The 20,534-nt window shown below is 72.7% G+C and carries 18 protein-coding genes and 1 pseudogene; 2 read left to right on the forward strand and 17 right to left on the reverse strand.

Annotated features, from left to right (window positions below):
• Positions 1-95: 95 nt before the first annotated feature.
• From OG349_RS09285 to recA, 4 genes and pseudogenes are all read right to left on the reverse strand, one after another.
• A complete protein-coding gene (locus OG349_RS09285) occupies positions 96-2,660 on the reverse strand; it encodes an ABC transporter permease (RefSeq protein ID WP_327234171.1) in 2,565 nt (854 codons plus the stop codon).
• Positions 2,657-3,277 carry an ArsR/SmtB family transcription factor gene (locus tag OG349_RS09290; protein WP_327234172.1) on the reverse strand — a complete coding sequence of 207 codons (621 nt, stop codon included), beginning with the start codon at positions 3,275-3,277 and terminating at the stop codon, positions 2,657-2,659. The genes OG349_RS09285 and OG349_RS09290 overlap by 4 nt, the downstream gene beginning before the upstream one ends.
• A gap of 117 nt (positions 3,278-3,394) precedes the next feature.
• Positions 3,395-4,273: a recombination regulator RecX gene (gene recX, locus OG349_RS09295; protein ID WP_327238504.1), complete on the reverse strand. Its 879-nt coding sequence runs from the start codon at positions 4,271-4,273 to the stop codon at positions 3,395-3,397.
• Positions 4,216-5,289, reverse strand: a pseudogene (gene recA, locus OG349_RS09300) (recombinase RecA); the annotation flags it as partial. The pseudogene recA and the gene recX, both read right to left, overlap by 58 nt.
• Before the next feature lie 193 nt (positions 5,290-5,482).
• Here recA and OG349_RS09305 point away from each other — a divergent pair.
• Positions 5,483-5,620, forward strand: coding sequence for a hypothetical protein (locus OG349_RS09305; protein ID WP_327234173.1), 138 nt, complete (start codon positions 5,483-5,485; stop codon positions 5,618-5,620).
• Positions 5,621-5,696: 76 nt separating this feature from the next.
• Here OG349_RS09305 and OG349_RS09310 read toward each other — a convergent pair whose 3' ends face one another.
• From OG349_RS09310 to OG349_RS09340, 7 genes are all read right to left on the reverse strand, one after another.
• Entirely contained in the window at positions 5,697-6,992 is a 1,296-nt protein-coding gene (locus tag OG349_RS09310) for an MFS transporter (protein WP_327234174.1), read from the reverse strand.
• A 165-nt stretch (positions 6,993-7,157) separates the two neighbouring features.
• The gene (locus tag OG349_RS09315; RefSeq protein WP_327234175.1) at positions 7,158-7,493 is read right to left on the reverse strand and encodes a YnfA family protein; all 336 of its coding nucleotides are present in this window, start codon (positions 7,491-7,493) and stop codon (positions 7,158-7,160) included.
• Positions 7,494-7,591: 98 nt separating this feature from the next.
• Positions 7,592-8,707, reverse strand: coding sequence for an AI-2E family transporter (locus OG349_RS09320; RefSeq protein ID WP_327238505.1), 1,116 nt, complete (start codon positions 8,705-8,707; stop codon positions 7,592-7,594).
• 297 nt (positions 8,708-9,004) lie between these two features.
• Complete coding sequence (locus tag OG349_RS09325; protein WP_327234176.1) at positions 9,005-9,199, reverse strand: DUF3046 domain-containing protein; 195 nt, start codon at positions 9,197-9,199, stop codon at positions 9,005-9,007.
• A gap of 26 nt (positions 9,200-9,225) precedes the next feature.
• A complete protein-coding gene (locus OG349_RS09330) occupies positions 9,226-9,534 on the reverse strand; it encodes an AzlD domain-containing protein (protein ID WP_327234177.1) in 309 nt (102 codons plus the stop codon).
• On the reverse strand, positions 9,531-10,184 hold the full coding sequence (locus OG349_RS09335; protein WP_327238506.1) for an AzlC family ABC transporter permease: 654 nt from the start codon (positions 10,182-10,184) through the stop codon (positions 9,531-9,533). The genes OG349_RS09330 and OG349_RS09335 overlap by 4 nt, the downstream gene beginning before the upstream one ends.
• Before the next feature lie 270 nt (positions 10,185-10,454).
• Positions 10,455-11,282, reverse strand: coding sequence for an AraC family transcriptional regulator (locus OG349_RS09340; protein ID WP_327234178.1), 828 nt, complete (start codon positions 11,280-11,282; stop codon positions 10,455-10,457).
• A gap of 100 nt (positions 11,283-11,382) precedes the next feature.
• On the opposite strand from OG349_RS09340, the gene OG349_RS09345 reads away from it, so the two are divergent.
• A complete protein-coding gene (locus OG349_RS09345) occupies positions 11,383-16,074 on the forward strand; it encodes an Lhr family ATP-dependent helicase (RefSeq protein WP_327234179.1) in 4,692 nt (1,563 codons plus the stop codon).
• On the opposite strand, the gene OG349_RS09350 is transcribed toward OG349_RS09345, so the two are convergent.
• The 6 genes from OG349_RS09350 to rimO all read right to left on the reverse strand — a co-directional run bounded on the left by OG349_RS09350 (position 16,063) and on the right by rimO (position 20,500).
• Positions 16,063-16,326, reverse strand: coding sequence for a hypothetical protein (locus OG349_RS09350; RefSeq protein WP_327234180.1), 264 nt, complete (start codon positions 16,324-16,326; stop codon positions 16,063-16,065). The genes OG349_RS09345 and OG349_RS09350 overlap by 12 nt on opposite strands.
• Positions 16,327-16,545: 219 nt before the next feature.
• Positions 16,546-17,016, reverse strand: a complete 471-nt coding sequence (locus OG349_RS09355) for a Dps family protein (RefSeq protein WP_327234181.1) — start codon at positions 17,014-17,016, stop codon at positions 16,546-16,548.
• Positions 17,017-17,177: 161 nt separating this feature from the next.
• Complete coding sequence (locus OG349_RS09360; protein WP_161309327.1) at positions 17,178-17,561, reverse strand: helix-turn-helix domain-containing protein; 384 nt, start codon at positions 17,559-17,561, stop codon at positions 17,178-17,180.
• Between the two features lie 109 nt (positions 17,562-17,670).
• Positions 17,671-18,183, reverse strand: coding sequence for a CinA family protein (locus OG349_RS09365; protein ID WP_327234182.1), 513 nt, complete (start codon positions 18,181-18,183; stop codon positions 17,671-17,673).
• Positions 18,180-18,920 (reverse strand): CDP-diacylglycerol--glycerol-3-phosphate 3-phosphatidyltransferase, encoded by a 741-nt coding sequence (pgsA, locus tag OG349_RS09370; protein ID WP_327234183.1) that lies wholly within the window; start codon positions 18,918-18,920, stop codon positions 18,180-18,182. Before pgsA ends, OG349_RS09365 begins: the two co-directional genes overlap by 4 nt.
• On the reverse strand, positions 18,917-20,500 hold the full coding sequence (gene rimO, locus OG349_RS09375; protein WP_327234184.1) for a 30S ribosomal protein S12 methylthiotransferase RimO: 1,584 nt from the start codon (positions 20,498-20,500) through the stop codon (positions 18,917-18,919). Before rimO ends, pgsA begins: the two co-directional genes overlap by 4 nt.
• Between the last annotated feature and the right edge of the window lie 34 nt (positions 20,501-20,534).

Raw genomic sequence — 20,534 nt, forward strand, 5'->3', positions numbered from 1 at the left:
GTGGCGGGCGGGATCGGGTCCGGCCCGACCGGGTCTCCCTGCCGGTTCGCCTGCGGGCCGGCTGATTCCCCGGCCGGCCCGCCCCCTCCTCCCCGCTACCGGGCGGCGACCACCTCCACCGGCCGGGCCCTCAGTGCGGACCTGCCGGGCAGTGCGGTCGCCACCAGCGCGAGCAGCGCGGCGGCGCCGACGACGGCCCCGTACAGCAGCGGTCGTACCGAGGGACCCGCCCCGCCCGTCATCCCGGCGCTGAACGCGGTCAGGACGGCGAGGGAGATGCCCGTGCCGAGCACGGTGGCGGTCAGCAGGAGCGTGAGTGCCTCGGCGCGCAGCATCCGCAGGACCTGGCGGCGCGTGCCGCCGGCCAGGCGGAGCATCGCGAACTCCCTGATCCGCTCCGAGACCGACATGGCGAGCGTGTTGACGACGGCGATCGCGGTGAAGGCCAGCACCAGCCCCATGGCGAGGAAGTTGACCTCGGCGTTGGCCTGCCCCCGTTCCGCCTGGAGACGGTCGGCACCGGCCGGATCGAGGACGCTCACGCCGGGGAACCCTGCGACGGCCGCGCTCAGCGCCGTCCGCTCCCGCTCCCGGCCCGCGCCTCCTGAGACGTCACCCGCGACGAGGACCGTCGTGGCGAGCGGGTTGTCCATATGACCGGCCAACAGGTCGTGCGCGACGGTCAGATCGCCGAAGCCGAGACCGCGTCCGTAGACGGCGGAGACGGTGAGGGCGGCCGGCGTACCGTCGCCGAGCGTCAGCCGCAGGCGGGAACCCACCCGCAGGTCCAGCTGATCGGCGGCGAGTTCGCTGACGGCCACCGTGTCCGGGCCGAACCCCTTGAGCGAGCCGTGGAGCAGGTCCGGGTCCCAGGTCCGGTCCAGTCCTGCGGGGGTGACGCCCTGGGCCGCGTACTTGTCGAGACCGACGCGGACCGTGGTCCGCACCACCTCCGTGACCGCCGTGACGCCCGGGACCTCACGGACCTGTTCGGCCGCTTCCGACGGGACCCCCGGTCCCCCGGAGGTGAGCACCCAGCCGGCCAGGGTCCCTTCGCGGGCCTGCGCCCGGGCGGCGTCCTCCAGCGTCGGCTGGACGAAGAGGACGGTGCAGGTCATCCCGATCAGCAGGGCCAGCGGGGTGACGGCGGCGGCCATCCGGGTGGCATGCGCGCGGATGTTCGCGGCGGCGAGCCCGCCGCCGGGCCCGGCGAGCCGGAGGGGGACGGCGAGCGGCACCATGACCGCCCTCAGGAGCGGCGGGCCGAGCAGGGAGACGGCCGTGGCCAGGACCACAACGGCCAGGAACGTCACGGGGGTCGACGCGGGTTCGGTGCGCAGCGTGCTGAGCACGACGACGAGGACCACCCCGCCGGCCAGCAGGATCAGTCCGGCGGTCAGCCGGCCCCAGGCGGGACGGGTGCGCTCGACGGCGGCTTCGGCCATCGCCTCCGCCGGGCGGATCCGGGTGATGCGGCGGCCGGAGATCCGGGCCGCCGCCCAGGCCCCGAGGACGGTGACGGCGATGGCGGCGAAGGCCGGGAAGACGCTGGTGACGCGCTCCAGGGTGGCCGGTACGGCGCCCAGGGCGACGAAACGGCCGTGGAGCCAGGCCCCGAGGGGCAGTCCGGCCAGAGCACCGACCACTCCGGCCGCCGCGCCGACGAGCAGCGCCTCACGGCCGAGCAGGGCGCGGATCTGGCGGGGGGTGGCGGCGATGGCCCGCAGCAGGGCGAGTTCGCGGTGCCGCTGCTGGATGGAGAGGGCGAAGGTGGAGACGACGACGAGGATCGCGACGAGCAGGGACGTACCACCCATCGCGCCGCCCATGGAGATGAGTTTCACCCGGGCGCCGGAGGCGCCGAGGAATTCGACAGGCCCGCGGTCGTCACCGGAGGTGACCTGGGCGGTGGTGCCGTCCAGGGCGCGGGAGAGCGCGGTCTTCAACGCCCCGGTGTCGGTGCCGCGTTCCGGCACCACCGCGATCGCCGTGACCTGCCCCGGCCGGCCCGCCAGCCGCCGGGCCTCGGCGGCGGAGAAGAAGAGCGAGGTCTGCTGTCGTAGGTCGCCGCCTTGGGCGGCGGCGATGCCCGAGACGGTGTAGGTGCGCGGGGCGTGGGTGGACTGGACTGCCAGCCGGTCCCCCGGCCGCAGTCCGGCGCGCCGGGCGAGCGGGCGGTCGATCACCACCTCGTCGGCGGCCTTCGGGGCGCGGCCGTCGACCAGGGTGAAGGGGGTGAGCGCGGCGGACTCCCAGGCGTGGCCGTACGAGGTCCCGTCCGTCGCGTCCGTACCGCCGCTCAACGGCTGGGCGGGGAAGGCCAGTTCCGGTACGGCCGACCGGACGCCGTCGACGGCCGCGACCCGGCCGAGGATCGTGTCGGACAGCCAGGCGCGCTCGGCGACGGGCTTCGCCTTGTGCTTGGTCTTGGTCTCGCCGTCGCCCTTGTGCTTGACCGTCGTCCGGTGGACGTCCTGGTCGGCGGAGACGATCAGCGGCGCGGCGGCGTAGCGCTCGGGGGCGATCCGGCCGCGTAAGCCGGTCTCCAGGAGGGTGCCGCAGGCGGTGATGAGCGCGGCGGCGCACATCAGGGCGGCGAAGGCGCCGAGGAACCCGGCCTTACGGTCCTTGATCGTCTGGAAGGCGTACCGCAGCATCATGACGCGTCCGTCTCGTCGGTGGTACCGGGGACGCCGTGGGAGGGAGCGGGGGCGTCGGGGGCCGGGAAGGCGAGCAGCCGGGTGAGCACGGGACGCGCACCGGGCGGGGTCAGTTCGCCGGCCCGTTTGTAGCGGTCGAGGAGCGCGATGTACTCCTCGAAGAACTCGGCCAGTTCGTCGCGGGTGAGCCGCATCGTGCCGCGCGAGTACGGGAAGGCGTCCGCCCAGTCGCCCAGGGCGTCGCTCTCCCGTTGCAGCCGTTCGAAGAGGTCGAGGTCCGCCGCGTACGCCTGGTGGTTCAACTCGTCCATGAGGAGGCGCATCTCGGGGCTCTGGCGGCTGCGCGGCGGAAACCGCCGGTCGCCGGGGACGGCCCGCCACCAGCGCTCCCTGCGGGGAGTCGCGCCGTCGGTCTCCTCGACGAAGCCGTAACGGGCCAGCTCACGGAGGTGGTAGCTGGTGGCTCCGGTGTTGAGCCCGAGCGCGCGGGCGAGGATCGCCGAGGTCGCGGGCCCGTGCAGGGTCAGCCGTTCGAGTATCTGCTGCCGCCGGGGCTGCGCGAGCGCCTTGAGCGAGGCGAGGTCGGTCATCGCGGGGCGGCGGGGTTCCTGTGCCATGCCGTCCACAGTGCTCTGTGCACATACCTCTGTGCACTGGAGCGACCCCGCGTCTTGGGGGTAGGGCCACCCCTACCCAAGCCCTTCCCCTACCCGAGCCCCCGTCGGTGGAGCTTCTCAGTACAACTCCTCGTCCAGCCCTTCCGTGTCCTCGCCCTCCTCCTCCAGCGCCTGTTTGACCACGCGCAGCGCCATGCCCTCTCCGTACCCCTTGCGGGCCAGCATGCCCGCGAGCCGGCGGAGCCGTTTGTCGCGCTCCAGGCCGCGGGTGGACCGGAGCTTGCGGGCGACCAGTTCGCGGGCGGTCGCCTCCTCCCGCTCGGAGTCGAGCTGTCCGACCGCTTCGTCGATCAGGGTCGCGTCCACGCCTTTGGTCCGCAGCTCACGGGCCAGGGCACGCCGGGCCAGGCCCCGGCCGTGGTGCCGGGACTCCACCCACGCGCCCGCGAACGCGGCGTCGTCGATGAGCCCCACGTCCTCGAAGCGGGAGAGGACTTCTTCCGCCACGTCCTCGGGGATCTCCCGCTTCTCCAGCGCGTCCGCCAGCTGTTTCCGGGTGCGGGGGGTGCCCGTGAGCAGGCGCAGACAGATCGCCCGCGCCCGCTCGGCCGGATCCTGGGGCGGCAGCTCCTGCCCGGCTCCCGACGAGTCCGGGTCGGGGCTGCCGCCCGGCCGGTCCGTTCGCCGCCTCTTCGCATAAGGCATCGGACGAACTAGCTCTTGGCCGCTACTGCCTTGGCCGACTTGGCCTTGGTGGCAGGAGCCGGCACCGACTTCGCCGGGTCCTCGGCCGCGGTGGCCGCACCTGACGCCGTGGCGGAGATCGCCGCCGCGGCCGGCTCGGCGGTGACGGCCGCCGCCTCCGGCCTGACACCGATGCCGAGCTTCTCCAGGATCTTCTTCTCGATCTCGTCGGCGAGGTCGGGATTGTCCTTGAGGAAGTTCCGCGCGTTCTCCTTGCCCTGGCCGAGCTGGTCGCCCTCGTACGTGTACCAGGCGCCGGCCTTCCGTACGAAGCCCTCGTCCACGCCCATGTCGATCAGGCCGCCCTCGCGGCTGATGCCGTGGCCGTACAGGATGTCGAACTCGGCCTGCTTGAAGGGAGGCGCGACCTTGTTCTTGACCACCTTGACGCGGGTGCGGTTGCCGACGGCGTCCGTGCCGTCCTTGAGCGTCTCGATACGGCGGATGTCGAGGCGCACCGACGCGTAGAACTTGAGCGCGCGGCCACCGGTCGTGGTCTCCGGCGAGCCGAACATGACGCCGATCTTCTCGCGGAGCTGGTTGATGAAGATCGCGGTGGTCTTGGACTGGTTGAGCGCGCTGGTGATCTTCCGGAGCGCCTGGCTCATCAGCCGCGCCTGGAGGCCGACGTGCGAGTCACCCATCTCTCCCTCGATCTCCGCGCGCGGCACCAGGGCCGCGACGGAGTCGATGACGATGAGGTCGAGCGCCCCGGAGCGGACCAGCATGTCCACGATCTCCAGCGCCTGCTCGCCGTTGTCCGGCTGGGACAGGATCAGGTTGTCGATGTCGACGCCGAGCTTCTTCGCGTACTCGGGGTCGAGGGCGTGTTCGGCATCGATGAAGGCCACCGTGCCGCCGAGCTTCTGCGCGTTCGCCACCGCGTGCAGCGTGAGGGTCGTCTTTCCGGAGGACTCCGGTCCGTACACCTCCACCACACGGCCGCGCGGCAGACCGCCGACGCCGAGCGCGACGTCGAGCGCGGTCGATCCGGTGGGGATGACCTCGATGGGTTCGTTCGGCCGCTCGCCCAGGCGCATCACCGCGCCCTTCCCGAATTGCCGTTCAATTTGTGCGAGAGCGGCGTCGAGCGCCTTCTCGCGGTCGGTTCCTGCCATGGGTTCCACCCGATTTGCTTGTGTCGATCGCTTCACGTCAAAGACGCTATCCCCTGCCACTGACAACGGGCTCCGGCGCCGTCCCAGCCTGTGGACAAGTCCGCCGGAAACGCCACCGGCCGACCCCGGGAAAACCGGTCCGCGTCCCATCAGAACGGATGTTCGATTTCAGTGTCAAGCACGACACGCCTCCCGTCCCCGGCCCCGCAACTCACTGTCCGGTAGGGGAAGTCGCCAACCGCTGCGTCGGTGCGTGGGAGCCGGGTAGGCGCTCCCACGGGAGGAGCCGGCGGTCGGACCTTCCAGATCTGGCGGATGCGGCGCGGCGGAGGGGGAGATCCTGGTGGAACTGGCAGACGGTCGTGGTGCGTGGATCCCGGACGGTACGGCGGGAGTGGTGGTCGTCCTGCTCATCTCCGCCTTCGTCCTCGGCATGTTCGCCTGGGGAATCTGGAAGACGTACGTCAGGGGGCGGCGCTGATGGCCACCGTCCTGGGAGTGATCCTGATCGTCGTCGGCGCGGGGATCGGCGCGACGGGCCGGCTGGCTTCCCGCACCTACGGACGGAACTCCGCCGGCCGCCGGACCGGGATCTGGCTGCTCTTCCTCACCGTGGGGGTGGGCGTGGCCTCAGCCGGCTTCGCCCTTGTCTGACGGCACCCACCGGCCCCGCGACGGCCGCGAACCGGGCCCGGGTCGGACGGGGTGTCCCGGGGCTGGGCGTGGAGGACCGCCGCGAGTCCCGCCACCACCAGGGCCGCGGCGGCGAGATGGACGCCGGTGAAGCCGGCCCGGCCCAGGACCGCGCCGCCCACGGCGGAGCCCGCCGCGATGCCGGTGTTGAACACGGAGATGTTGACCGCCCCGGCGAGCTGCGCCCCGGGACCGGCCCGCCGGTCCACACCCGCCTGCGCGGCGGTGCTGAACGCGCTGAACGCCGCGGACCAGACCAGGGCCGTGAGCCAGGTCAGGGCCGGACCGGTCATCACCGCGGGGACCACGCCCAGGCACAGGGCGAGCGTGACCGCCGCGACCAGCAGGGTGCGGCGGGTACGGCGGTCCGCGCCCGCACCACCGGCCGCGTTGCCGAGCGTGGCGGCCACGCCGCCGGTGAGCAGCAGGAGGGCCGCCGTGGCCGGGCCGAGGTCCGTACGGCGGGTCAGGAGGACGACGAAGTACGTGGACGCCGTGTAGTGGCCCGCCGTGACAGCGGCGTTGCCCACGAAGGTGTACGGCATCCGCCCCCGGACCAGCGCCGCCAGCTGCGCCTTCGTACCGGACGGTGAGGCGGGAGCCGAAGGCGGGCCGGGGGTGGAGGGCACCAGCAGCCTCGCCGCGAACAGCACGGCCGCCCCCAGGGCCGCCAGCCCGCCGTACACCCCGCGCCACCCCACGACGTCCCCCAGCAGCGTGCTCGCCGGGACGCCGACGACGCCGGAGACCGTGATGCCGCCGAAGACGACGGCCACCGCACGGCCCCGCCGCTCGGGGCCCACCAGCGCCGTCGCCGTGCCGAGCGCCGTCACGGCGTAGACGGCGGCCGCCGCACCGGTGAACGCCCGCGCGGCGAGCAGGAGAGGGAACCCGGCGGCCACAGCGGTCACACCGTTCCCCACGGCGAGCGCGCCCAACGCGCCGAGCAGCACCTGCCGTCGAGGCGCCCTCCTCAGGACAAGGGTGAGTAGGGGCCCCGCCACCACCACCGCCAGCGCGTACACGGAGACGAGCGTGCCCGCCGCACCGACGGAGACCGCCAGGTCGGCGCCGATGGCGGGGAGCAGCCCCGCGATTCCCAGCTCACTCGTGCCCACCACCGACGCGCCGAGGGCGAGCACGGTCAGAGTCGGCAACACACGCGTACGTGGACACGAGTCGGCGTTCTCGGAAGAGGACGAAGAAGAACACACGCGGGACACCCCTGGGTGACGGTCCGGAGGCGCGCACCACCGATCGGGCGCGCGCGGTAAGCCGCACGGCGAAGGGGGGAGGGTGTCGCTGAACGCGGGCGGCGCGACGGCTCAGTGGCCGCGCGGCGCGAACATGAGAACGGCCATGCCGACCAGGCAGATCGACGCACCGGTGATGTCGTAACGGTCCGGGCGGTAGCCGTCGGCGACCACGCCCCACAGGATCGATCCTGCCACGAAGACGCCGCCGTACGCCGCCAGGATCCGGCCGAACTGCCCGTCCGGCTGGAGGGTCGCCGCGAAGCCGTACAGGCCGAGCGCGATGACGCCGGCGCCGATCCAGATCCAGCCCTTGTGCTCGCGCACCCCCTGCCAGACGAGCCAGGCTCCACCGATCTCGAACAGCGCGGCAACCACGAACAGGGCGAGCGAACGCGCTACGTACACGGATGCGGGACTTTCTCTCGGGGTGTCACGACCCAGCATGCACGGCGGGCGATCCGGCCGTACCACCCGGGTCGGCCTCGGCGGACGGACTCACCCGCTCACCGCCGCCGCCCCAGCCTCCTGCGCCTCGCCCACCCCAGGACCGCCCCGCCGCCGCGCGGCCGCGTGCCGTGCACCCTCGGGTCGTCCATCACCGCGTACCGCTTCACGTACGCCCCCAGGAACGCCTGGAGCGTGGCGATCGCCGGGATCGCGATCAGCGCGCCGACCGCGCCCAGCAGGGCCGTACCCGCGATGACCGAGCCGAAGGCCACCGCCGGGTGGATGTCGACGGTCTTGGCGGTGAGCTTGGGCTGGAGGACGTAGTTCTCGAACTGCTGGTAGAGCAGCACGAATCCGAGCACCCAGAGCGCGTACCAGGGGGCCACGGTGAAGGCGATCAGCATCGGCAGGGCGCCCGCCAGATACGTACCGATGGTCGGGATGAACTGCGACACCAGCCCCACCCACACCGCGAGCACCGGCGCGTACGGCACCCCCAGGGTCGCCAGCAGGACGTAGTGGGCGACCCCCGAGATGAGGGCCATCAGCCCGCGGGAGTAGATGTAGCCGCCGGTCTTCTCGACCGCGATCTCCCACGCGCGCAGCACCTCGGCCTGCTTGGCGGGCGGCAGGACGGAGCACAGTCCGCGCCGCAGCCGGGGGCCGTCGGCCGCGAAGTAGAACGAGAACAGGAAGATCGTCAGCAGTCGGAACAGCCCGCCGAGCACGGTGGTGGAGACGTCGAGCACCCCGGTGGCGCTGTTCTGGACGTACCGCTGGAGCCAGTCGGAGTGCAGGAGGCTGTCCTGGACCGCGACCCGGGACAGCTCGGTGTGGAAGTTCTCGTTGAGCCAGTTGATCAGCGAGTCGAGGTACGCGGGGAAGGACTCGACGATCTGGATGATCTGGCCGGCCAGTATCGAGCCGAGCATCACGACGAAGCCGACGCTCGCGACCACCACACCGAAGAAGACCAGGAACGTGGCGAGTCCACGCCGCATCCCGCTCGACGCCATGCGGCTGACGGCCGGTTCGACCGCCAGCGCCAGGAAGAACGCGATCAGTACGTTGATCAGCAGTCCGATGAGCTGATGGAACGCCCAACTGCCCAGCTGGAAACAGGCGACGAGTCCCAGCGCCAGGATCATGGCGCGCGGCAGCCAATGGGGCATACGGGCCCGGCCGTCGTCGCTCCCGTCCCGGACGCCCCCACCGGCACCGGCGAGCGCCGGGACGGGGGATCGGGAGGAGGAGGGCGAGGGGGACGGAATCGGCGGATGTACGCCCTGCGGGGTCTCGTCTGTCGGTGCCACTGGCCAAGTGTCGCCTACCGCCGGGACGTCCCGTCCCACCGAGGACGACGAGGCGCCGCCACGGCCGGTTCGTTCATCCGCGCGTCAGCACAACGCGATCGAATCGTGACGCGGTGCGAGCTACGCGCGTGAGGCACGGGTGCCCCCCGATCCGCCTCACCGCTTCTCCGCCGGGATGTCCATCGCGGCGCAGACCGCCCGCCACACGTCCTTCGTCTCCCAGCCCGCCTCAAGCGCGCCGTACACCGTACGACCCCCCAGCTCGGCCATCACATGATCGCGGGCGAAGGACTCGGCGTACGCGACGCCGAAGTGGTCCGCCATCCGCTCCCAGAAAATCGTCAAGCGCATGGCACCAGTATCGCGCCCCTGCCGGCTCAGCCTCCCAGGGCCCGTACCCCCGCCGTGACCAGCACCGCCGCCCCCACGACCACCAGGAAGGGGGCACGCAGGACCAGCGCGAGCGCCGCCGCCGCGAGTCCCGCGCCCCGCGCGTCCACGACGAGCGAGCCGTCGAGACTGAACGTCTGCTGCGCGGTGAGCGCGGCCAGGAGGGCGACGGGGAGCAGCGCGGCGAGCTTCTGTACGAGAGGTCGTTCGAGCGCCCCCTCGGGCACCAGCAGACCCACCAGCTTGACGAGATAACAGCCCACGGCTGTCACCCCGATGGCGATCCAGATGTTCAACGCCCTGCTTCCTTTCTGCGGCCGTGCACACCTTGGACGTAGAGCGCGGCGGGCGCGGCCAGCGCCGCGACCAGGACGGGGACACCGCCGGGCAGCACCGGCAGGAAGCCCAGCCCGAGGACGACGGCCAGACCCGCGACCGTCCGCTCGGTCGCCGTCCGCAGCATGGGAGCCAGCAGCGCGAGGAAGACGGCGGGTCCTGCCGCGTCGAGGCCCCACGCGTCGGTGTCCCCCAGGGCCTCGGCGCCGAGCGCCCCGGCGAGCGTGGTGAGGTTCCAGAGGACGTAGAGGCTGAGTCCGGTGACGGTGAAGCCGATCCTGGCGCCGCGCCGGGTGGGCTGGGCGAGGGCGACCGCCGTGGTCTCGTCGATGACCCACTGGGCGGCGAAGGGCCGTACGGGACCGGGCAGCCGCAGCAGCTGCGACAGCCTGAGTCCGTAGAACGCGTTGCGTACACCGAGGAAAAACGCGCCGGCCGCTGCGGTCAGCGGATTGCCGCCCGCCGCCAGGGCTCCGACCAGGGCGAACTGGGAGGCGCCGGTGAAGACCAGCAGGCTGAGCGCGCAGCTCTGGAGGACGGTGAGGCCCGCGCCGGCGGAGGTGACGCCGAAGGCGAAACCGGAGAGCCCGACGGCGATCCCGACCCCCAGCGCGTCGCGGACGACGGCCCGGTCGGACTTCGGCCCGGGGACGGGTTGCCCGGTGGTGGGCGCCGGTGTGTCGGTGCCTGACGTGCCCGGCCTGTCCGACGTACTCGATCTGCCTGACGTGCCCGGTCCGTCCGACGTGCCCTGGGGGCCGTCCGGCGTCGCGGGCCAGGGTGCGGATGCTGTCTGATCTGCCACGTCCCGGACGCTACGGGGGCGGGACGCGGTCGTCTTGTACGTTCTTGCGCCGACCGTACAAGATCACCCTCGCGCTCACCGTACGGGCCGCCGCTCCCTGCTGTAGGCGCCCGGCGGCACGCCGACGATGCGGGTGAAGTGCCGGTTGAGGTGCGGCTGGTCGGAGAAGCCGACGGCGACGGCCGCCTCCGCCGGGGCGGTGCCCGCGTCCAGGAGACGGCGGGCCCGCCGCACACGCGCGTCGGTCAGCCAGGTGTGCGGAGGCAGGCCGTACGAGTCCCTGAACGCCCTCAGCAGCGCGAACGGACCGGTCCCGAGGTCCGCCGCGAGCCGCTCCAGGGAGGGCGGGTCGGCCATCCGCTCCTCCAGCACGGCACGCGCGCGTGCCGCGATCCCGGCCCCCGCGCCCCGTACCTGCCGCTGCTGGAGCGTGCCGCCGTTGAGCCGCAGGAGGCGGGTCACGGCGACCCGCAGCAGGGTGTCGGCGGCCAGGGCGTTGCCCTCGTCGGCCGCGCGGAGCACCTGGTGCACCAACCGGACGGTGTACGGGTCGTCGAAGACCGGGGCCGTGAAACCGGGGGTCCCGCGGATCGTCGTCGTCTCGGCCGCGATGGCGGCGACCACGTCGGCCGACGGGTAGACGGCCCCGTACTGCCAGCCCTCGGGATCCTGGGCGTGGCCGGTGTGCGGCGTCTCGGGGTTGACCAGCGCGAGGGACCCGGGTCCGGCGTACTGGTCGCCACCGCCGTGGTGGAAGATCTCGACGCCCTCGGTGATCGCGGCGATGACAAACGTCTCGTGGGTGTGCCGGAGGAACGTCTTGTGGATGTAGTGCGCACGCAACAGGTCGACCCCCGGCAGGTCGGCGTAGTTCCAGTGCCGTGCCCGCTCCCGTGCCACCATGCCCCCATTCTGCCGTCGCGCGGCAGCAGCACGAACGGCGCAGCGGGGCCGTTTCCCCAGCTCCGGGCGATTGTCAGTGGCCGGGTGCACGATAGGTGGCATGGCACGTACCGCGCTCGACTCCTTCTCCCCCGCGACCCGCGCCTGGTTCACGGGGGCCTTCCCCGCGCCCACCGCGGCGCAGGAGGGGGCCTGGCGCGCCATCCAGGAGGGCTCGGACGTGCTGGTCGTCGCCCCGACCGGCTCCGGCAAGACGCTCGCCGCCTTCCTCGCCGCCCTCGACCAGCTGGCGTCGAAGCCGCCGCCCGCCGAGGCACGGAAGCGCTGCCGGGTGCTGTACGTGTCGCCGCTCAAAGCCCTCGCCGTGGACGTGGAGCGCAATCTGCGCAGCCCGCTCACCGGTATCAGGCAGGAGTCCGTACGGCTCGGCCTGCCGGAGCCCGAGGTGCGGGTCGGTATCCGCTCCGGGGACACCCCGGCCGCCGAGCGCAGGACGCTGGCGACGAAACCGCCGGACATCCTCATCACGACCCCCGAATCGCTGTTCCTGATGCTCACGTCCGCCGCCAGGGACGCGCTCGCCGGGATCGAGACGGTGATCCTGGACGAGGTGCACGCCGTCGCCGGGACGAAGCGGGGGGCGCATCTCGCGCTCTCCCTGGAGCGGCTGGACGAGCTGCTGCCGCGCCCGGCCCGCCGTATCGGTCTCTCCGCGACGGTCCGTCCGGTGGAGGAGGTCGCCCGCTACCTCTCCCCGCAACGCCGGGTGGAGATCGTCCAGCCCCCGTCCGGCAAGGAGTTCGACCTGTCCGTCGTCGTACCGGTCGAGGATCTGGGCGAGCTGGGCGGCTCTCCCGCGACCGACACGAACGACGCCGAGAAGCCCTCGATCTGGCCGCATGTGGAGGAGCGGATCGCCGATCTTGTCCAGTCCCACCGCTCGACGATCGTCTTCGCCAACTCCCGCCGCCTCGCGGAGCGCCTGTGCAACCGGCTGAACGAGATCGCGTACGAACGGGCGACAGGGGAGGCGATGCCCCAGGCGCACTCCCCCGCCGAGGTGATGGCCCAGTCGGGCGCGGCGCAGGGCGCGCCGCCGCTGCTCGCGCGGGCGCATCACGGCTCGGTGTCCAAGGAGCAGCGCGCGCAGGTCGAGGAGGATCTCAAGGCGGGCCGGCTGCCCGCCGTCGTGGCCACGTCCAGCCTGGAGCTGGGTATCGACATGGGCGCGGTGGACCTGGTGATCCAGGTCGAGTCGCCGCCCTCGGTCGCCTCCGGCCTCCAGCGCGTCGGACGGGCGGGCCACCAGGTGGGGGCGGTCTCCACGGGGGTGGTCTTCCCCAAGTACCGGGGCGATCTGGTGCAGGCGGCGGTGGTCACGGAGCGAATGCGCAGCGGCTCCATCGAGGCGCTGCGGGTCCCGGCCAATCCGCTGGACGTCCTGGCGCAACAGCTGGTCGCGATCGTCGCCCTGGACACCCGGCAGGCCGACGACCTGCTGGCGCTGGCCCGCCGGGCCGCGCCGTTCGCCTCCCTGCCCGAATCGGCCTTCACCGCCGTACTGGACATGCTCGCCGGGCGCTATCCGTCGGACGCCTTCGCGGAGCTGCGTCCGCGTGTGGTGTGGGACCGCGTGGCCGGTACGGTCACGGGCCGCCCGGGGGCGCAGCGCCTGGCCGTCACCTCCGGGGGCACCATCCCGGACCGTGGCCTGTTCGGCGTCTTCCTGGCCGGGTCCGACCCGAAGAAGGGCGGCGGGCGGGTCGGTGAGCTGGACGAGGAGATGGTGTACGAATCGCGGGCGGGCGATGTCTTCACGCTCGGCACGTCGTCGTGGCGCATCGAGGACATCACCCGCGACCGGGTGCTCGTCACCCCCGCGCCGGGCGCCCCGGGCCGGCTGCCCTTCTGGAAGGGCGACCAGCTGGGCCGACCGCTGGAGCTGGGGCGCGCGGTGGGCGCGTTCCTGCGTGAGGTCGGCGCGCTCTCCGAGGAGGACGCCCGGCTGCGGCTGATGACGGCGGGCCTCGACCACTGGGCGGCGGGCAACCTGCTGGCGTATCTGGACGAGCAGCGCCGGGCCTGCGGTCACGTCCCGGACGACCGGACGATCCTCGTCGAGCGCTTCCGGGACGAGCTGGGCGACTGGCGGGTGGTGATCCACTCCCCGTTCGGTGCCCAGGTGCACGCTCCCTGGGCGCTGGCGCTCGGCGCCCGCCTCGCCGAGCGGTACGGGATGGACGCGCAGGTCATGCACGCGGACGACGGCATCGTGCTGCGCCTGCCCGACGCCGACCTGATGGGTCTCGACCTGCTCGACGCGGACCTCGGCGACCTCAACCATCCGGGCGCGACGGGCGCGACGGGTGCGGGCGGGTCCGGCGGCCCCGGCAAGGAGCGCGACCGCCTCGACACGACCTTCGACAGCGCCCAGGCGCCCGTCGGAGCCGCCGATGTGGCCTTCGACCGGGGCGAGATCAGCGGACTCGTCACCGAACAGGTCGGCGGCTCCGCGCTGTTCGCCTCCCGCTTCCGTGAATGCGCGGCGCGGGCGCTGCTGCTGCCGCGCCGCAGCCCCGGCAAGCGCACCCCGCTGTGGCAGCAGCGCCAGCGCGCCGCCCAACTCCTCCAGGTGGCCAGCGAGTTCGGCTCGTTCCCGATCGTGCTGGAGGCCGTCAGGGAGTGCCTCCAGGACGTGTTCGACGTGCCGGGTCTCACAGAACTGATGGGGGACATCGAGTCCAGGAAGGTCCGGCTGGTCGAGGTCACCACCACCGAGCCCTCCCCCTTCGCCCGCTCCCTGCTCTTCGGCTATGTCGCCCAGTTCCTGTACGAGGGCGACTCCCCGCTCGCCGAGCGGCGCGCGGCCGCGCTGTCCCTGGACTCCCGGCTGCTGGCCGAGCTGCTGGGCCAGGCCGAGCTGCGCGAACTGCTCGACCCGGACGTCCTCACCGAGCTGGAGCGCGAACTCCAGTGGCTGACCGAGGACCGCCGTATCAAGGACGTGGAGGGGGTCGCCGACCTCCTGCGGGTCCTCGGGCCGCTCACGGACGCCGAGTTGGCCGAGCGCGGCGCGCGGGCGCCCTGGGCCGGGGAGCTGGCCGAGGCCCGCCGGGCCATCCGGGTCCGCGTCGGCGGAGCCGACCACTGGGCGGCGATCGAGGACGCGGGCCGGCTGCGGGACGCGCTGGGCACCGCCCTGCCCGTCGGCGTCCCCGAGGCGTTCACCGAGCCGGTCAAGGACCCCCTGGGCGATCTCCTCGCCCGCTTCGCCCGTACGCACGGCCCGTTCACCTCGTCCCAGGCCGCCGCGCGCTTCGGCCTCGGCGCGGCGGTCACGGACGGCGCGCTGCAACGCCTCGCGGCCGGCGGCCGGGTCGTCCAGGGCGAGTTCCACCCCTCGGGCATCGGCCAGGAGTGGTGCGACGCCACGGTCCTGCGCCGGCTGCGCCGCCGCTCGCTGGCCGCCCTGCGCCAGGAGCTGGAGCCGGTCGCGCCCGCCGCGCTCGCCACCTTCCTCCCCCAGTGGCAGCACCTGGGCAGCCACAGCCTGCGCGGGATCGACGGACTCGCCCGCGCCGTGGAGCAGTTGCAGGGCGCGCCGGTCCCGGCCTCGGCCCTGGAGCGGCTGATCCTGCCGTCCCGGGTCAGCGGCTACACCCCGGCGCTGCTGGACGAACTGACCACCACGGGCGAGGTGCTGTGGGCGGGCGCGGGCGCGCTCCCCGGCAAGGACGGCTGGGTCTCGCTCCACCTCGCCGACACGGCCCCGCTGTTGCTGGCGCCCCCGCACCCCCTGGAGCTGAGCGCCCTCCACGAATCCGTCCTCACGATCCTCTCGGGCGGCTACGGCCTGTTCTTCCGCCAGATCGCCGACCAGGTCCGCGCCACCACCCACCCGGACGCGGCCGATCCGCACCTGGCCGACGTCCTCTGGGACCTGTCCTGGTCCGGCCGGCTCACCAACGACACCCTCGCGCCCCTGCGCGCGCTGCTCGGCTCGGGCCGCACGGCGGGTTCCACCGCCCACCGGGCCAGGCGCGCCGTCCCGCGCGGACGGTACGGCTCGCTCACGACGGCCGCGCGGACCGCGTCGCGCACGGGCCCGCCGACGGTCAGCGGACGCTGGTCGCTGCTCCCCGCCCCGGAGCCGGACCGTACGCACCGCGTGCACGCGCTGGCCAGGACCCTCCTCGACCGCCATGGCGTGGTGACCCGGGGCGCGGTCGCCGCGGAAGGGGTCGAGGGCGGCTTCTCCGCCGTGTACCGCGTCCTGTCGGCCTTCGAGGACAGCGGACAGGCCCGCCGCGGCTATGTCGTGGAGGGCCTGGGCGCGGCCCAGTTCGCGATGGACGGCGCGGTCGACCGGCTCCGCGCGGCGGCGACGGCCCGCGACCGCGGGGAATCCGGCGCGGCGCCCCGGGCCGTGGTCCTGGCGGCCGCGGACCCCGCCAACGCGTACGGGGCGGCGCTGCCCTGGCCCGAGCCCCCGGACGGCGCCGGGCACAAGCCAGGCCGGAAAGCCGGCTCCCTGGTCGTCCTGGTCGACGGCGAGCTGACGCTGTACATGGAACGGGGTGGCAAGACCCTCCTGGCCTGGCCGAAGGACCCGGACGACCCGGCCCTCACCGCGGCGGCCCAGGCCCTGGCGGGAGCGGCCCGCGCGGGAGCCCTCGGCACGATCACGGTGGAGCGGGCGAACGGCGCCCCGGCCCTGACGTCCCCCCTGGGCCGCACCCTGGAGACGGCGGGCTTCCACGCCACCCCGAGGGGCCTGCGCCTACGCGCCTGAGTCCCCGCCCCGGCGCCGTGAGGAGGACACCCCGGCGGAACGTACCGACTCGGACCCCCGTACCGACTCGGACCCCCCGGCAGCCGTACGGGACGCGGCATGCACCGGCAGCAGACTCAGCCCCCAGCCCCCCGCCGCCACCGCCCCCTCGACGAAGCCGGTGTGCTCGGGCGCCAGCACGAGCCGCAGGACCGCCCACCACCACAGCCCGCCCAGCGCGACCGTCGGCAGAAGGATCCATCGCCTCGCCATAGCCGCCGCTGCCTCCTCCGCCCGCCCCAGGACCACCCGGCCTCCGGTCGTCTCAGAAGTCTCCCCCGCCCAGCCCTACCCCGCATCCAGAACGCCCATCCCCACCCAAAAGCCGCCACCCCCGCACCAGCAGCACGCGCGAAGGGTCCCCCGGCCGTCGGCCGGGAGACCCTCTTCACGTTCGCGCGGCCCGCAGCCCTCAACGGCTGCTCCAGTCGCTCAGACGCTTTCGGCCTGGAACATCCAGGCATGCTTCTCCAGATCCGCCGTCACCTGGATCAGGACGTCCTGGGTGACCGGGTCGGGGTCGTCGGTCACCTTGACGCGGTCGCGCATCTGCTCGATCACCGCGCCGAGGCCGTCGACCATGAGGCGGACCGCGTCCGCGTCCTTGATCCAGCCGTTCGGGACCGTACCGAAGGCGCTGGTGGCCGCGACCGTGCCGGCGCGGCCGTCCGGGGTGACACCGAGGGCCGACGCCCGTTCGGCCACGGTGTCCATGTGCTGCCGCGCCGTGGTCACGACCTCGTCGAGCTGGAGATGTACGGAGCGGAAGCGGGGACCGACGATGTTCCAGTGCACCTGTTTGGCGACCAGCGCGAGATCCACCAGGTCCACGAGCGCGCCCTGGAGCGCCTCGCCGACCAGCTTGAGGTCTTCCTCGGAAAGGGAACTCTTGACGACAGACATGCACGTCCTCCATTGCCGTTCGTACGTACCTTCAACCATGGCACAGATGCCCTGAAGAGGTCATTTCACTCCCGGGGGGACGACAAAAACCCCGGCCGGTGAGATGCACCGGACGGGGCTCGCGCCGAACGTACGAACGGGTGGGACAGCACCCGGGGAATCTAGGCGGCGACGACGTCCACCGCTTCCGTAGGTGCCTTGATGGTCACCCGTTCCGTCGGCACCTTGGCCACCGACGTCACGGAGACAGAGTTGAGCATCGGACGTACTGGCGCAGGCACCGGCTCGTTCGCCGCCGCCGACGCGGCCAGCTCGGCCAGCGACAGCTCGTCACTCACTTCACGCATGAGCTCGGACATCCGTACATCAAGCGCGTCGCAGATCGCGGAGAGCAGCTCGGAGGATGCCTCCTTCTGCCCCCGCTCCACCTCGGAAAGATAGCCGAGCGAGACTCGGGCGGACGAGGAGACTTCGCGCAGAGTACGGCCCTGGCGCTGGCGCTGCCGACGCAGCACGTCACCAAGCAGGCGACGGAGCAGAATCATCGGTGGCTCCCTCCTCGGACCGCGTAGCCGCATCCTTCTCGCCCCACCGTACCGCCTCGCGCCGCGGCCGTGCGGGGAGCGATGCGGTGTTCACTCAGGGCTGCAAACATCAATTCCCCCCGTTCTGTTCCGTATCCTGTGTCCGCCCGTTCCCGGAAAGTTCGCTGCGGAGCAGTCCCAGCACGCTGACCACACTCTCTTTACGAATGTCCGCCCGGTCACCGTTCAACCGCAGAGCGACAACTTTCCCGGGACCGATCGGTCCTACGACCGCCACGTAGACGGTCCCCACGGGCTGCCCGTCCTGCGGTTCGGGACCCGCCACCCCGGTGGTCGCGGCGCCCCAGTCGGCGCCCAGGACCCGTCGTACCCCCGCCGCCATCTGCCGTGCGACCTCGGGATCCACCGCACCGCGTTCCGCCAGGAGGGGTGCGGCGACGCCCAGGACGTCCCGCTTGAGATCCGTCGCGTAGGCCGTCACGGACCCGCGGAAGCTCCGGGAGGCGCCGGGGACCGAGGTCAGCTCCGCGGCCACCAGGCCGCCGGTCAGGGACTCCGCGACGGCCAGCGTCGCGGACCGGTCCTCCAGCAGCGCCAGCACCCGCGCCGCGCCGCCGTTCACCGCGTGGACTCCGCAGCGGCACTCTCCCCGGCCTCGTCCGCCTCACCGGACCCATCGGTCCCGCCATGACGGTGGGCCTGTGCCGCCCGCTGCGCCACGATCCCCCGCCGCCGGATGAGCACCGCGTCGCGTACGTAGTCCAGCCCGGTGAGCACCGTCAGCACGACCGCCAGCGCCATCACCCAGAACCGCAGCGTCGCCAGCGGCCCCGTCAGCGCCAGGACGTACATCCCCACCGCCACGCCCTGCGCCAGGGTCTTCGCCTTGCCGCCCCGGCTGGCCGGGATGACGGCGAGTCTGATCACCCAGAACCGCATCAGCGTGATGCCGGTCTCACGGAAGAGGATGACGCTCGTCACCCACCAGGGCAGATCGCCCAGCACCGAGAGACTGATCAGCCCCGCCGCCATGATCGCCTTGTCGGCGATGGGGTCGGCGATCTTCCCGAAGTCGGTGACCAGGTTGTACGTACGGGCAAGATGCCCGTCGAAGACATCGGTGATCATCGCGACGGCGAACGCCGCCCACGCCCAGGCACGCCAGGCCGGGTCGAATCCGCCGTCCTGGAACAGCAGCACAACGAAGGCGGGCACGAGCACCAGCCGCACCATGGTGAGTATGTTGGCGATGTTCCACAGGCTGGCCTGATTGACCGCAGCAGCCCCCAGCTTGCCTTTGGGCGCCGGTACCCGCTTCGCGCCGGTACCGCCCGCAGCGGACGCCGGGACTCCGGTCATCTGGCCGCCTCCTCACCCGGGGTCCGTGGGTCGTCCCCCGGAAAGTCGCAGTACTCGACGACCAGGTCCACGCCCTGGGTGCCGACCACCTTCGCCTCGACCATACGGCCGGGACGCAGACCCGTGGCGGAGGTGAAGATCACCTGTCCGTCCGTTTCGGGCGCCTGGTGCGCCGCGCGCCCGACAGCGGCCTCCTCGGAATCGTCCCCACTCTCCGGAGCGACCGATTCCACCAACACCTCAAGGCTCTCACCGAGGCGCTCCTCGGCGCGCTGGGCCGTCAGCTCCTCGGCGAGCCGCGACAGGTGCGCCAGCCGCTCGTCGATGACGTCCTGGTCCAGCTTGTCGCCGTAGGTGGCGGCCTCCGTGCCGTCCTCGTCCGAGTATCCGAAGACGCCGATGGCGTCGAGCCGCGCGCCGGTCAGGAAACGTTCCAGCTCGGCGAAGTCGGCCTCCGTCTCGCCGGGGAAGCCGACGATGAAGTTCGAGCGCACACCCGCCTGCGGGGCCTTGCCCCGGATGGTCCCGAGCAGTTCCAGGAAGCGCTCGGTGTCCCCGAAGCGCCGCATCGCGCGCAGCACGCCCGGCGCGGAGTGCTGGAAGGACAGGTCGAAGTACGGCGCGACCTTGGGCGTCGACGTCAGGACGTCGATCAGGCCGGGGCGCATCTCGGCCGGCTGGAGGTAGCTGACCCGGATGCGCTCGATGCCGTCGACGGCGGCCAGCTCCGGCAGCAGGGTCTCCAGCAGGCGGATGTCGCCGAGGTCCTTGCCGTACGAGGTGTTGTTCTCGGAGACGAGCATGACTTCCTTGACGCCCTGGTCGGCGAGCCAGCGCGTCTCGGTGAGCACGTCGCTGGGGCGCCGGGAGATGAAGGAGCCGCGGAACGAGGGGATGGCGCAGAAGGAGCAGCGGCGGTCGCAGCCGGAGGCGAGCTTCACGGAGGCGACGGGGCTGGTGTCCAGGCGGCGCCGCAGGGGGGCGCGCGGGCCCGAGGCGGGCGCGAGCCCGGCGGGCAGGTCGGCGGGGAGCGTCTCGGGATCCGGCGCGACAGCGGGGGCCAGGGCCGGCGCCCCGACCGCGGGGGCCGCCGTGGCGACCCCGCCGGCGTGGCCGTGACCGGGCAGGGCCACCCCGGCGGCATCCTGTCGCGCGGCCGGGCTGAGCGGCAGCAGCTTGCGCCGGTCACGGGGCGTGTGCGACGCGTGGATGCCGCCGTTCAGGATCGTCTGGAGCCGGTCCGAGATGTCGGCGTAGTCGTCGAAGCCGAGCACACCGTCCGCCTCGGGCAGGGCCTCGGCCAGCTCCTTGCCGTAACGCTCGGCCATGCAGCCGACGGCGACGACGGCCTGGGTCTTGCCCTGGCCCTTGAGATCGTTGGCTTCCAGCAGGGCGTCGACGGAGTCCTTCTTCGCGGCTTCGACAAATCCGCAGGTGTTGACGACGGCGACGTCCGCGTCCGAGGCGTCCTGGACGAGCTCCCAGCCGTCCGCTGCCAAGCGGCCTGCAAGCTCCTCCGAGTCCACCTCGTTACGGGCGCAGCCAAGAGTGACAAGGGCGACGGTACGGCGTTCGGGCATGGCATCAGACTACTTTGTCCCGGCCGCGGCCCCT

This window comes from Streptomyces sp. NBC_01317 (genome assembly GCF_035961655.1).
Classification (GTDB): Bacteria; Actinomycetota; Actinomycetes; order Streptomycetales; family Streptomycetaceae; genus Streptomyces.